Below are 13,601 nucleotides of genomic sequence, written 5' to 3' on the forward strand. Positions count from 1 at the left end.
GTTTTAAACTTTGACTGTATAAGTGTTTTTATGGTTTCCATAATAATGTTCAAAAATTAAAACTGTTAGAATTCCAAGAGAATAAGCGATGAGGTCACCTACTTGAAACGTACTTCCAAGAATTAGTTTGGCGGCCATACTATCCTGTAAATTAAAGTAGGCTAAGAGCGGAGTCAGTTGAAGCAACTCTATGCCATAAGCAATAAAGAGGACCGCTAAAGCCGAGGCCCTCACACTCAGGTTAGTGCATCCTCTAAATATTGCATACAGTAAAATAACTACGAGATAATCGCCAAAAGTGTAGCGGATAAATCCTGTTTTTATAATAAAGGCGATGGCTAATTCTATTAAGAATAGGGAATGTGCCAATGCTAAATAGTATTTGTTGAATTGTAACTTCATTGTATAGTGATTTTTTTTCCTAGAAATTTGGGTTGCACATTAAAAACTAAGTCTAAACTCGCTTTAGAGCGTGCCAAATATTCTCTAAAATGAGATTTGTAAACATCTTTGGCGTTAAAACCCACAGCTTTGATTTCATAGTGATCGGCGATATAGATAGCACGTTGATTATGAAACTTTTGAGAAATAAAAGTGATGGAAGTTTGTCCAAATATTTCTTTAGCGCGTACCACTGAGTCCAATGTTCTAAAGCCCGCATAGTCCAAAAAGATTTTTTCTTTCGGAATCCCTTTGGCAATTAAGTCGTTTTTAAAGTCCGAAGGTTCGTCATAGTCCTTTTTACTGTTATCACCACTAACTAAGATATAATCGATCTTACCAGCCTTGTATAAACTAACTGCTGCTTCAATTCGGTAGGTATAGAAGAGATTAATAGTTCCGCCTGTGGTATATTTTCCTGTGCCCAATACCAAGCCTACCTTATTTTTTGGAATTGAATCGATATCGTCAAAGACGAGATGCCGCGTTTTAAAACTTATCCAATGGTAGGTTATGATCACACCTAAGCTTATGACGACCCCAATTAAGAGGATGATTTTAATTTTTTTCATGATGCTATAAGGTTGAGGTGATACAATTCTGACTTAGAAAAAATGGCCGTTCTAAAGTCTTTAATAGATACGTTCAAAAGCTTTCGATAGTCGAAATGATGAAATGGATTGGCACGTTTACCTATTTTATAAGATGTATAGTAGTAGCTGAAGTAATCTGGAAGTATGGTTACACCTAAAATGATTGCTCCGTATAAATAAGGACTGCGTTTGCCATTACCATAGCAAAGACATTGCAATGCTATTTCATCTTCAACCTTTGTGCTATATCCACAAAGTACATGGTAACAATCGTGACGTTCTACTTTCGGAATCAATTCAAAATTGTTTTTATCCAAGAATTCACCGAGATGCCTTCCAAAAGTAGATGGTTGTAGATTGCGTAAGTCAGCTTTGGTGATATTCCATGACTCATGATTTTTGAACAAGGCCGTATAGATGCGTTGGGAATGCTCAAACAGCCAAATGATAAGTTGTTTTCTAATAGCTCTAAAGTATTTAAATAGGTGGTTCATGGTAGTTGGGGTTGATTTGGTTCAACGGCAAAATTTTTGTTGTTCTTTTTAGATGATTTTAATTCACTTCTCCATATGAATAATGCTAATAGATAAACTGAAGAGGCATAATAAATGACTACGGGTTCTTTATCGAATTCTATAATGAGTGCAAGACCTATCAGAACTAGTGTGATTATGTAATACGGAAAACAAGTTTTGAAAACATGTCGTTTATCTGCAGGCTGATTGAATGACCAGAAGATACACGATATACTTATCCGTATAATCGCATAGGTCACTAGGACTATAAAAGCTAAACCAAAACACACCAATACAATCATCTTACTTGGTATTGAGTTTTAAGTTATCGTATTGCAGTTCTTGCCACGAATTGTTCGTTAATTCATAAACATATTTACGGTACTTCTCTTCAATGAGTTGAATTGAATCCTTACCCATAGGGGTAATATCTATATGTTCTTTTAACAAAAATGTGTTGTTATTGGATAACTCTATGAGATATTTAAAATCCATAGATTTGGCATAATAGAAGTTGTAATTGGTAATATGATAGTCCCAATTCACCGTACTGGCCATAATCAGAACTATAAAGGCAGCTTTAGTGTTTATTCTAAAGAGATACCATATGTTTTTTATGTTCTCGATTTTTAAAAGTGTTGTGATAAGACCGGTCAAGGCAAGTATGAGGTATACTAAAACGCCTATACGTTTGTAGGTTAAGCCAAAATAGTAGATATACTGACTGTTTTTTACCGCAATACTGAGCACTAAAATGGCATTGAGCACGATCCATGTAAAGGCTAATCGCTTTATGGTTCTATTCTCCTTGTAAAAATTAAGATCAGCTCTAAAGACATAAAGCAAAATAATTATGGCGATAACTATGGAAGCTATTAAGGCATTGATACCACTATGAACTTGTTCCGAAAAAACCGATGCCCTAATATCCGCATTGGTTAGTATAAATGTGATGTCCGTAATTAAAAAAATAACAATCAAAACATTTAATAAGGAGATAAGGATAACGCCAAGTTGATTCTCTTGTTTCAGTTTGGGAATCGAGAAATCTTTTGTTTTTACTAACTCATTATTTGTTTTTAGATCAATTTCGGTGGCGGGTTCAACTTCAATAGGTCGGTGAATATTGGAAAACAAATAGTAACCCAATACTGCAAAGAGTAGCCATTGGACATTAATGAAACTAAAATCTATACGGTCAATTAAGTCTTTGAAGATGGGATTTCCATTCTGATAAAGCCCAATAAATATGATCACTATAATGGCAGGAACAAGAATAATTTTGGCCAAATGGACATAATCGATATGCTTTTTAGACGCTACGTTTTGGGTAGCTTCGTCAGCGGAAAAGTTGCGATGAAACCAACCGGCAATCGTGGTATAGATGCCGTTGAGCCAGTTAATGTAAATGGATGATCTATGCTCAGATAATAGCCCTATTAGGGTAAAGAAGGAGACGATATTTGCCAAGATGGCTAGAGATGAGTCATGATAGAATACTGCTATACCAGTAACTAAATAAATAACGGAATGGATCAATGTTTTTCTACTTTTAAAATCGTCTTTATGATGTGCAAAAAGTATAAGAAGTGTTAACATGCTAAATAGAAAAAGATTTAGACCAATGCTTTTGCCATAGAACAATGTGCTGAATAAAATAGCTCCAATAAATAATAATAGTTGTTTCATCTTGAAATATTAAAGTACTTTGAATTTCAAAGTAAAAGATTAAAAAAATAGTTTATGTAATGTTCATACGTTTTATATCTTCTTTATAAGCTGGTGGTAATAAGAGCTCTTTTAACAGCCAATCCATACGCAAACTTCTAAAAACTTTGTAAACGATCATGAACGGTTTTAATAGCGATAGGCGTCTTAAGTTCAATAGTGCTCTCACTTTATTTGGTACTAGAAGGATTTGTGCTTCTAGCAATAAATAATATCTAAAAAAGCCTAAATGCTTTCTGTACTGTTTGTAAAGGTCTTTCGACAGTTTGCCATTTTCAAGGTCCTCTTCTAAGTGTTTGTATCTTAGTTTCTCAAATTCGGAGTAGGTGAGTGGCAAGTTTTTTAATCCCATGCGTTGTCCTACATTTCCAAAAACATCTAGTACCTCTTGTTTTTCATTTACGCTCAAAGATCTTTGTAAAAGCTCATAGGATCTTATGGAATAGTCAATAAGCATAAACAAGACATCTTTATAGGCCCAATCTGGAATGTGTTGTCCGCGTTTTTTTTCTACTGTATGATGTATTGCAGCAATTTGATCAATGGCTTTGAGGGCTGTATTTTTTTTAGAAAAGACAATCATTTTGGCGTATTGAACGGTTGAGAACAAACGTCCCAAAGGATCTTTAGGTAGTTTGCCAGTAAAATACAACCAATCTACAGCTTTGTTGAGGGCAAATTCGGCTGAGGTACCTGCAAATACGAGCAAGATGGTATCACTTTTACCCCAAATCTCCCTTACAATCGATGTGTCTTTTACAAAATTGCTCATTGCGTTTAGGTCTTTTTAATTAATTTTTCAAGGGCTTCAATATGTTTTTTAAATTCCTTTCTGCCCAGCTTGGTCGCACTATATCGCGTGTTTGGTTTACGTCCAATAAACTGTTTCTCTACTAAAATATAGTCTGCTTTTTCCAAAGCTTTAGTATGGCTTGCTAAGTTGCCGTCCGTAGCTCCTAACAATTCCTTTAAAGTATTAAAATCGGCATACTCATTCACCATGAGCACAGACATAATACCCAGTCGTATTCTGTGATCAAATAATTTATTTATGTCGGTGATGATGCTCAATTTTCAGTAATCAGTAATCAGTAATCAGTATTCAGTAATCAGTATTCAGTGTTCAGTGTTCAGTGTTCAGTTTCTATGGTATTAAAAGTTTAAAGTTTAAAAAAATTATCCATTATACCACACATTCTTTTTTATTGCGATTTTTAAATTTAAGACTCATGGCACATTATTTAATTCCTCTAGACATATTTCAAGTGATTTCCCTTGTTTATGAATACAGTCGCAAAAGGTATAACAGCCTTTGTCATTTTCAGTTGTACATTGTGTTATACAATCGGAGTATGAATTTCTCGGCATGATATCATAAAACAATCTCGTATGGAATACAACGAAGAGTACAACTGCAAAAACGCCAGTAAAGAACTTAAGGGGGAACCTTTTTGTCAGTTCTTCTTTTTTTGGCAATACACTATTTACTTGCAAATAATTAAAAGGAAATATGTGTTTTATGCTGTGATAATTCCAACATAACAAAAACAAAACGGCACAAAGCATAAGAGGTGATGTTATTTGGGAACCATCAAATCTTACAGCTAACGATAGAATACAAATGTTTAATATTATTGGTAAATATATTAGGGCTCCAAGGACAACTGTTCTGGGAATGAGCAAAAGTAGTGCTGCTAATACTTGCATTATACCAACAAAAGTATAGTAATAACCCGTATGATAGAATGCGTCCAAAAAGTTACCCATAGGATGATTAACAGCCAAGACCGTAAACCTTTCTCCAAGTACCTTTTGCATACCTGACGGTATAAAGCCGAGCGCAAGTACAATACGGCAAAAAATGGAGAAATAATTTAACCATTTGTTACGTCTGGCTTCAAAATGCCAAACATCGAATCTTTGAGCTAAATCCATTTATAATCCGTGCCTATTTTAATTTCATTTTCTGTCATACTTAAAATGCATCCAAGTACCGTATACAATATGCATAATCCCGAATCCTACAACCCAAAGCCAGAACCCATAACCTGGATAATAACTCGCTATAAGTCCTAGAATAATTTCGATATAGCCTAAATATTTAATATCCCCTAAGCTGTATTTTGAAGCACTGACTAAGGCCAAGCCATAAAAAATAAGCATTAATCCACCTGTTTGACCATACCTTCCTTGGCTCAAAATTATCAGGCAATAAATACCTCCAACTACAAGGGGTACTAAGAAGTTAAAAAGCAACCGCTTTGATGAATTATCCCATATCTTTTCTTCATTTTTCTTGGCTTTTCTGGTCGTTAGTATGATGCCAGTGACAGCACTGAGAAAAGCGACCATAAGAAGAACAGACATACAGGTCCAAAATACCCAACCATGAAATATATATAGGGTACCATAGCTATAAGAAATGACCAACCAATAGGCAATAGCTGCTCCAATTAGTGCATAGATGCCAGCTAAGATTCCTGATAAACCACTTAAGGAGATAAACCGAGAGGATTTATTCATTAAATCTTTAATCTCGCTAATGTCTTTTAGATAATCTTCGTTGCTCATAATTAAAAGTACTTTGAAATACAAAGTAAATAAAATTATTTAGTTCTCACAAAATAATTTTAGGGGATATTAACTAAATTTATCATCTAATACCTAAACTCATTGTCATTATGATTGGATTACTTTTAACAATAGCTAACCTCTCTGGCGGGGTCTTACTTGGCCTAGCTACTTTAGATAAATGGGATGGTGAGAGTAACTTTTTTAATAAAATTGCTGGTGTTTTGGCACCATTTCAGACGGTTATAGGTGGCGCTTTAGTGGTATTGCCCCTATTTAGATTTAGTTTGCTGGGAATTGTAAGTATTTTGGGCGGTATTTTGTTATTGACCCATGTATTTGGAAAAGTGCCCGCCTTAGAAACGAGCTTGAGGAAATTATCGGCCACACTCATGCCTTTTAAGGCGATTATTGGTATTGCCTTAATTGTCATTGGGGTTTTGGGATTATTCTAGATTTTGAATCCAGCTGAAGCATATATACTAAAACAGGTCGAGCCCTACAAATCCATATTGCTACAACTTCAAACCATTGTCGAAGCTGTAGCACCTAATGCAGAATTGTTGTATAAATACCGGATTCCATTTTATTATCACAACGGTTTTCCGCTCTGTTATCTCAACCAGTCCAAAGATTATGTGGACTTGGCCTTTTGGCATGGAGATCAGCTAAAAAAATACAGGAAACACTTTGTAACGACTAATAGAAAGATCGTGACGTCATTGCGCTATAGAAGCGTAGATGATATTAATGACGAGGTCGTGGTTTATGTCATTGAGCAACAGTTGGCGATAAATAGCAACCCATTTAAATTAGTTTTGAAGCCAAGAAAAAAAGGCTAATTGTTGGTCTGTAAAATTAAAGTTTGGCATTTGTTAGCTTAACTTTAATAAGTATATTGCGTTATAGTCCCTTAGACCCAAATAAACTGTGAAAATTAATTGGCATTCAGACACGAAATTGTCTAGTAATGAATTAGATAATAGGATTCAATTTGAATTTGATTTTCGTCAAAAAATGACGCGGTTTTTAGTTCGTAATTCTATTTTTGATGGTTGCGAAGATTTTGCATGTTATGTTTTCGATTATTTTGTGGACGATAAAACAATCGTCATTTCCGCAGACACTCCAGAGCCTTTCTATTCTAATCTAAAAAATAAGTGGCATTTATTTAATGCAGAATAAGTCTGAACTAATAGGACTGAACGACTTTTCTAATAGCTACCAAGCGCTCTAGCAAACCTTCCAATTTCTCGAGATGAAGCATATTGGCACCATCACTCTTGGCATTTGCAGGATCAAAATGTGTTTCAATAAACAAGCCATCTACATGATTAACCACTCCAGCTCTGGCAATGGTTTCAATCATATCTGGTCGTCCACCGGTTACCCCAGCACTTTGGTTAGGTTGTTGCAGCGAATGGGTAACATCTAATACCGTTGGTGCAAACTGTCGCATGGTAGGAATGCCCCTAAAATCCACAATCATATCTTGGTAGCCAAACATAGTACCCCTATCGGTAATCCATGCCTTATCATTGCCAGCATCTTTTACCTTTTGTACGGCGTGCTTCATCGCTTCGGGGCTCATAAACTGCCCCTTTTTTAAATTAACAACCTTACCGGTTTTAGCCGCTGCAACGACCAAATCCGTTTGTCTCACCAAGAAAGCAGGAATTTGAAGCACATCGACATAGGCTGCTGCCATTTCGGCATCAGAAACTTCATGGATGTCAGTGATGGTCGGGATATCGAAAGCTTTAGAGACTTTTTCTAGAATTTTTAAGGCCTTTTCATCTCCAATTCCTGTAAAACTATCAATTCTACTACGATTTGCTTTTTTAAAACTCCCTTTAAAGACATAAGGGATTTGTAATCTATCCGTAATGGAAACGACCTGTTCTGCAATGCGTAAGGCCATGTCTTCTCCTTCAATGGCACAAGGACCACATAGCAAAAAGAAATTATCTGAATTGGTGTGTTTTAATTTTGGAATAGTTATCACAGCAAAAGCATTAAAATTTAGCTGCAAAGATAAGATTTTAAAAAAGCTTTTTAATACTATTTCTAATAATCCAAAGCGACATCACAAAGTTGCCTAGCACTAAAGCACCGCCATAAAACAAGAAACGTTGCGCCGATTCTGACCAATTTATGATGTTAAGTACATTAAATAAGTAAGCCAGGACCATATAAGATGAAAGACAAACAAAAACGATACCCAATGAAAAATTAAGTTCCCGGTTTGGTTTTATTAATTGCCATAAAAACGGAATACAAAATAACAAAATTGGATAGGCGGAAAGGCCTTCACTTTTATTAATGTCAGTAAACCAGTAGGTGATTACAGACAAAAAGTATAGATAGGGGATAAACTTTGCATACTTGCTAATTGTATTCATCTGGGTTATTTTTTAAGGTTCAGACGTAAACAGCCCAATTAGCGGTTGATATGAAAAAGGCTATTACTATTAATCAATTTCTAGAACGTCAAGATACAAATTGAAATTGTTTGATTTTTAAAATATAACATATAATTAACGAATTGAGGATAATAAGGCGTACCTTTGCACGCTTAAAATCAGCATCGGTATGACGAAGATTAAAAACATAGCTATTATAGCGCACGTTGATCATGGTAAAACGACACTGGTAGACAAAATTATGTACCATTGCCAGTTGTTTCGCGACAATGAAAATACAGGAGATTTAATTCTAGATAATAATGATTTAGAGCGCGAACGTGGCATTACCATTACCTCAAAGAACGTTTCTGTAGTCTATAAAGACACTAAAATTAATATTATAGATACGCCTGGTCACGCGGATTTTGGTGGTGAAGTTGAACGCGTATTAAATATGGCTGATGGGGTGTTATTATTGGTCGATGCTTTTGAGGGTCCTATGCCACAAACGCGTTTTGTACTTCAAAAAGCTATCGATTTAGGCTTGAAGCCTTGTGTCGTTATCAATAAAGTTGACAAGGAAAACTGTACACCAGATGAGGTACACGAAAAAGTGTTTGATCTTATGTTTGAGCTGGGTGCCGAGGAGTGGCAATTGGATTTTCCGACAGTTTATGGCTCTGCAAAGCATAATTGGATGAGCGAAGATTGGCAAAAACCTACGGAAAACATAGAGCCATTATTGGACATGGTGATTGCACATATTCCAGAACCAAAAATTGAAGAGGGTACAACCCAAATGTTAATTACATCATTGGACTTTTCATCGTTTACGGGAAGAATTGCCATAGGACGATTAACGCGTGGTATTTTGAAAGCCAACCAACAGGTTTCGTTAGTGAAACGCGATGGTTCTATTGTAAAAAGCAAAATCAAGGAATTACATACGTTTGAAGGCTTAGGCCGTAAAAAAGTTGATGAAGTCCAAGCTGGTGATATTTGTGCTATCGTAGGTTTAGAAGGTTTCGAAATTGGAGATACCATTGCAGATTTAGAACATCCAGAAGGTTTAAAAACCATCGCTATAGATGAACCTACGATGAGTATGTTGTTTACGATTAACGATTCGCCGTTCTTTGGTAAAGACGGAAAATATGTGACATCTCGCCATATAAAAGAACGTTTGACAAAGGAATTGGAAAAGAATTTGGCACTTAGAGTCGAAGATACGGATAGTGCCGATAAGTTTATGGTGTTTGGTCGAGGCGTACTGCATTTATCGGTTTTAATTGAGACGATGCGGAGAGAAGGTTATGAACTTCAAATTGGTCAACCTCAGGTCATTATTAAAGAGATTGATGGCGTAAAGTGTGAGCCTTTTGAAGAAATGACTATTGATTTACCCGAAGTGGTATCAGGTAAAGCCATAGAGATGGTGACCATGCGTAAAGGGGAGATGTTAAGTATGGAAGCTAAGGGAGACCGAATGGTGTGTGAGTTTATTGTTCCATCACGTGGTATTATTGGCTTGCGTAATCAATTACTAACCGCAACTGCGGGCGAAGCCATCATGGCACACCGATTTAAAGAATACCAGCCTTTAAAAGGTGGTATTCCGGAGCGTCAAAACGGGTCATTGGTATCTATGGAGAACGGCACGGCAATTCCCTATTCAATTGATAAATTGCAAGAACGCGGAAAGTTTTTTATAGATCCAGGTGAAGACATTTATGAAGGCCAGGTTATAGGCGAAAATTCTCGTGGTGATGATATGGTCGTTAATGTCACTAAGACCAAAAAGTTAAGCAATGTCCGTTCTGCCGGTGCTGATGATAAAGCCAAGATTGTACCTGCAATTAAATTCTCATTGGAAGAAGCTTTAGAATACATTCAAAAAGATGAGTATGTTGAAGTCACCCCAAATCATTTGAGATTGCGTAAAATTTTATTGAAGGAGGTGGATCGCAAGCGTGCTAAAACACTATAGTTTTTATGGAACTTTTTGGAATCACAGGGACCGAATATGTTGGCTATTTGGCGTCGTTAATGGTATTGGTTTCTTTTACCATGAAAGATGTAAAGACCTTACGATTGGTTAATATGACAGGCTGTATTTTGTTTATTGTTTATGGATTTTTAATGCCAACCTTGCGAATAGGGTTGCCTATAATTATTGCCAATTTGGCCATATTTAGCGTGAATCTTTTCTATTTAACTAAAAGAAAGCAATAACAACTTATCAGAGATTACTCTAATCCACCTTTTCGAAATCTGTAATATCTCTAATTTTATAAGGACGTGTGTTTTGTGTTTCGTAATAGGTACGCATCTGCAAATCAATGGCGATACCAGTTGTAAATAATTGAACTCCAACGAGTACTAATAATACACCAAGGATAAGTAAAGGCCTATCGCCAATTTCATTACCGAGTATTTTTTCAATCAATAAATAGACATTGATGATAGCTCCTATTACAAAGAATAGGATTCCTAAATTACCGAGTAGATATAGAGGTTTTTGAAGGTAATTTCGTTGAAATAAAATAAGTAATATATCATTAAGGACCTTAAAGGTTCTTCCTAAGCCGTATTTAGATTTTCCATAAACTCTTGGATGATGCTTTACATTGATTTCTCCGACACGAGCTCCATTTAAAAAGGCGAGGAGCCCTATAAAACGATGCATTTCGCCATAAAGATTAAGCTCTTTAGCAAATTGTCTTTTGAAAATTTTTAAAGCGCAACCATGATCTTTGATATTCAGTTTTGTAGCTTTTCTAATTAATCCATTAGCGATTTTTGAGGGGAGCTTTTTAAAGAAACTATCTTTTCTTTTAGTTCTAATGCCTACTACTACATCCCAATGTTCATCGTGAAGTTTTCTCAACATAGGTATAATATCTTCTGGATCATTTTGTAAGTCACCATCTAATGTGATTATGAAATCTCCTTTAGCATTATCAAATCCGGCAGCTAAGGCAGAACTTTGGCCATAGTTTTTGCGAAGTTCAATAAGCTTAACTTTTGGATGCCTTACTTTTTTTATTTCGCTAACGGTTTTATCAGTAGAAAAATCATCAACTAGTATAATCTCATAGGTATGCCCTTTCAGTGCTACGTCAATATTAGCAAGAAGGGGATGTATATTGTCTTGTTCATTGAAAAGGGGGATTACTAAGGAAAGAAATGTATCTTTTATATTCATGATTATACTTGTCTTACAAAGCTATTACTTTTTTTGATTTTGGGTTCGCCAACCAAAATAAGAATTGAATGTTTAATAATTCTTATGAAGATTAAAAAAAACCAATTAAAATTAATAGATTGACCGTGAAATAACTTAGAAGTTTTTTACAGCTTATATCAGTATGGTTTCCTTAAATTCTATTGAGCACTTTTTTAATTCAGTTTCATATAAATCAGCATTATATTTTGCTCTAAGTTTTATAACAATTGTTGGGGTATCCTTATCCTTTCAAGGATTTGATGTCTGTGATGAAGGTTTGGCTTTAACAGTATATCAGCAAGTTTTTAATTGCCCTAGTTGTGTAGAATTTAATTTTTACAGATGGTTTTCAGCAATAGTTGGCGGGATATGGTATTTACTCTTTCCGAATGGGGGTATATGGTCTTTTAGAATTTTAACCGTGCTTATATTTCTATTGTCGAGCTTCTTGGTTTTTAAAATTTTCAAAGATTATCTAAAACCCTACCAAATTGCTCTGGCTGTAATTCTATCTGCATTTATTAGTGATTTTGGCTTTTTGGTATTTTATCATAACCACTTAACTATTTTGCTTTATCTAGCAATAGTATACCTATTGCATAGAGGAATTATTCAAAGAAGCTTTTGGAAACTAATTATTGCAGGTTTTTTAACGATATTTTGTGTGTTGAGTAGGGTTCCAAACTTGACCATACTGATATTGACACTCACATTTTTTTATCCTTTTTTTAGCGAAGAACACTATTGGGAAAGAAAGCAATTAACATTAAAATATGTTTTGAGTTATGGTTTAGGTTTAGTGATTGGGGTCGTTTTCTTTTTAATTCTTGCTAATGCTCTTAATCATCAAGAGGCATTAATCAATTCTTTTTACAGTACTATTGGTCATGGCACAGGAAGTAGTGGCAATCATAGTCTAACTAATCTTATAGAAGTGTATATTTCGAGTTTAGCGATTATAGGAATTGTTGGTTTAAAGTATACATTGATAGGAAGCTTATTCTTACTTAGTTATAATTTAAAATATAAATTGCTAAGGGTAATAACTGTGGTTGTTTTTGCTTTCTTCTTTTTGCGTTTTTTTAAAGGAGAAGATATTTACGAAGTTTATTTTTTTATACTGTTAAGTGCTGCTATTTTCTTACTAAAAAAGAAGATTAAATTATCGACAAAGTTATTATCTGTAATGGCTATAATGATCGCGCTAGTTTTACCTTTGGGAAGTGATGGTGCCATTCGTAATATGGGATATGCATCAATATGGCTCGGTTTTCCTTTCTTTAGTGGTGTGTTGTTTAGTATGAACTCTGAAACCATAGGGACATTTTATTTTAAAAATAAACATCCCAGATGGGGAATTAAAAGGCAAAGCGTTTTAGTATTATTTATATTGACGATTTCAACATACTCGATAAATAAAGTTTATAAGATAACTAATGAAGCTTATTTTGATAAAGGAAATCGTTTTCATAAAACTTATGAAATAAATAATCCACTTGCCAATAACATTTATACAAAGCAAAATAGGGCTGAAATTATCAATGAACTTCTAGAAGCTCTAGATGTTTATGTAAAACCCAACGATTATATGTTGGTTTATGATAAGATGCCTATGCTTCATTTTTTAACCAAGACGCGCCCCTATATGTATACACCTTGGGTATGGGTTTATCATGGGGAGATGTTCGAAAATCAAATTAAAAGAGCAGAACGTGATATTGATATACTACCAGTAGTTGTACAACAAAAATTTGAGACTATTTCTAAATTTTCATCTCCAGATAACACTTATATGTCTGAGGGAAAGGAAAATAATAATTTGTACGATCGCAAACGAGTTAAGGAGATGAACGCATTTTTAAAGCGAAACAACTATGAAGTAGCATGGTTTAACGACTATTTTAATATTTACGTCCCCAAGAATTGAAGAATAGTTAATTTGTTTTAGAATAGGAAACTAAATATGTTTACATAAAATTAAAAAGGATCATAAAAAAATAAGGATTAAAATAGCTGTTACTTTTTTAAAACTGCTTGTGTACGCGCAAGCAGTTTTCATTTAATTAAGGCACATAGATTAAAAAAAGCGAAGCCAAATAGCCTAATGAATAATAAAAGCTAT

General features: G+C 34.7%; 17 protein-coding genes. 6 read left to right on the forward strand and 11 right to left on the reverse strand.

Annotated elements, in window-relative coordinates; translation table 11 throughout:
• Positions 1-3 precede the first annotated feature (3 nt).
• The 8 genes from ACO052_RS09000 to ACO052_RS09035 all read right to left on the reverse strand — a co-directional run bounded on the left by ACO052_RS09000 (position 4) and on the right by ACO052_RS09035 (position 5,848).
• The gene (locus ACO052_RS09000; protein ID WP_422107680.1) at positions 4-402 is read right to left on the reverse strand and encodes a DUF2809 domain-containing protein; all 399 of its coding nucleotides are present in this window, start codon (positions 400-402) and stop codon (positions 4-6) included.
• Complete coding sequence (locus tag ACO052_RS09005) at positions 399-1,013, reverse strand: SanA/YdcF family protein (protein ID WP_422107681.1); 615 nt, start codon at positions 1,011-1,013, stop codon at positions 399-401. The genes ACO052_RS09000 and ACO052_RS09005 overlap by 4 nt, the downstream gene beginning before the upstream one ends.
• On the reverse strand, positions 1,010-1,528 hold the full coding sequence (locus tag ACO052_RS09010) for a Coq4 family protein (RefSeq protein WP_422107682.1): 519 nt from the start codon (positions 1,526-1,528) through the stop codon (positions 1,010-1,012). Before ACO052_RS09010 ends, ACO052_RS09005 begins: the two co-directional genes overlap by 4 nt.
• Before the next feature lie 324 nt (positions 1,529-1,852).
• Positions 1,853-3,238 carry a DUF4153 domain-containing protein gene (locus ACO052_RS09015; RefSeq protein WP_422107683.1) on the reverse strand — a complete coding sequence of 462 codons (1,386 nt, stop codon included), beginning with the start codon at positions 3,236-3,238 and terminating at the stop codon, positions 1,853-1,855.
• A 52-nt stretch (positions 3,239-3,290) separates the two neighbouring features.
• Positions 3,291-4,049: an oxygenase MpaB family protein gene (locus ACO052_RS09020; protein ID WP_422107684.1), complete on the reverse strand. Its 759-nt coding sequence runs from the start codon at positions 4,047-4,049 to the stop codon at positions 3,291-3,293.
• Between the two features lie 5 nt (positions 4,050-4,054).
• Positions 4,055-4,348, reverse strand: coding sequence for a winged helix-turn-helix domain-containing protein (locus ACO052_RS09025; protein ID WP_422107685.1), 294 nt, complete (start codon positions 4,346-4,348; stop codon positions 4,055-4,057).
• Between the two features lie 156 nt (positions 4,349-4,504).
• The gene (locus ACO052_RS09030) at positions 4,505-5,095 is read right to left on the reverse strand and encodes a DoxX family protein (protein WP_422107686.1); all 591 of its coding nucleotides are present in this window, start codon (positions 5,093-5,095) and stop codon (positions 4,505-4,507) included.
• Positions 5,096-5,236: 141 nt separating this feature from the next.
• Positions 5,237-5,848, reverse strand: coding sequence for a hypothetical protein (locus ACO052_RS09035; protein ID WP_422107687.1), 612 nt, complete (start codon positions 5,846-5,848; stop codon positions 5,237-5,239).
• 110 nt (positions 5,849-5,958) lie between these two features.
• Here ACO052_RS09035 and ACO052_RS09040 point away from each other — a divergent pair, with 110 nt between their 5' ends.
• The 3 genes from ACO052_RS09040 (at position 5,959) to ACO052_RS09050 (ending at position 7,033) form a co-directional block, all read left to right on the forward strand.
• Positions 5,959-6,303, forward strand: coding sequence for a hypothetical protein (locus tag ACO052_RS09040; protein WP_422107688.1), 345 nt, complete (start codon positions 5,959-5,961; stop codon positions 6,301-6,303).
• A gap of 3 nt (positions 6,304-6,306) precedes the next feature.
• Positions 6,307-6,690, forward strand: a complete 384-nt coding sequence (locus ACO052_RS09045; protein ID WP_422107689.1) for a DUF1801 domain-containing protein — start codon at positions 6,307-6,309, stop codon at positions 6,688-6,690.
• Positions 6,691-6,778: 88 nt separating this feature from the next.
• The gene (locus ACO052_RS09050; protein ID WP_422107690.1) at positions 6,779-7,033 is read left to right on the forward strand and encodes a hypothetical protein; all 255 of its coding nucleotides are present in this window, start codon (positions 6,779-6,781) and stop codon (positions 7,031-7,033) included.
• Between the two features lie 7 nt (positions 7,034-7,040).
• On the opposite strand, the gene kdsA is transcribed toward ACO052_RS09050, so the two are convergent.
• Positions 7,041-7,880 carry a 3-deoxy-8-phosphooctulonate synthase gene (gene kdsA / locus ACO052_RS09055; RefSeq protein WP_422107691.1) on the reverse strand — a complete coding sequence of 280 codons (840 nt, stop codon included), beginning with the start codon at positions 7,878-7,880 and terminating at the stop codon, positions 7,041-7,043.
• 10 nt (positions 7,881-7,890) lie between these two features.
• Positions 7,891-8,250 carry a hypothetical protein gene (locus ACO052_RS09060; RefSeq protein ID WP_422107692.1) on the reverse strand — a complete coding sequence of 120 codons (360 nt, stop codon included), beginning with the start codon at positions 8,248-8,250 and terminating at the stop codon, positions 7,891-7,893.
• Positions 8,251-8,440: 190 nt separating this feature from the next.
• Between ACO052_RS09060 and typA the strand changes: the two genes are divergently transcribed.
• Positions 8,441-10,240: a translational GTPase TypA gene (gene typA / locus ACO052_RS09065; protein WP_422107693.1), complete on the forward strand. Its 1,800-nt coding sequence runs from the start codon at positions 8,441-8,443 to the stop codon at positions 10,238-10,240.
• A gap of 5 nt (positions 10,241-10,245) precedes the next feature.
• On the forward strand, positions 10,246-10,485 hold the full coding sequence (locus ACO052_RS09070; protein ID WP_422107694.1) for a uroporphyrinogen decarboxylase: 240 nt from the start codon (positions 10,246-10,248) through the stop codon (positions 10,483-10,485).
• Positions 10,486-10,504: 19 nt separating this feature from the next.
• Here ACO052_RS09070 and ACO052_RS09075 read toward each other — a convergent pair whose 3' ends face one another.
• Complete coding sequence (locus ACO052_RS09075) at positions 10,505-11,458, reverse strand: glycosyltransferase family 2 protein (RefSeq protein ID WP_422107695.1); 954 nt, start codon at positions 11,456-11,458, stop codon at positions 10,505-10,507.
• 163 nt (positions 11,459-11,621) lie between these two features.
• Between ACO052_RS09075 and ACO052_RS09080 the strand changes: the two genes are divergently transcribed.
• Positions 11,622-13,406, forward strand: coding sequence for a glycosyltransferase family 39 protein (locus tag ACO052_RS09080; protein ID WP_422107696.1), 1,785 nt, complete (start codon positions 11,622-11,624; stop codon positions 13,404-13,406).
• The last annotated feature ends 195 nt before the right edge of the window (positions 13,407-13,601 follow it).

It is taken from the genome of Winogradskyella sp., assembly GCF_965228925.1.
In the GTDB taxonomy this organism is placed as follows: domain Bacteria; phylum Bacteroidota; class Bacteroidia; order Flavobacteriales; family Flavobacteriaceae; genus Winogradskyella.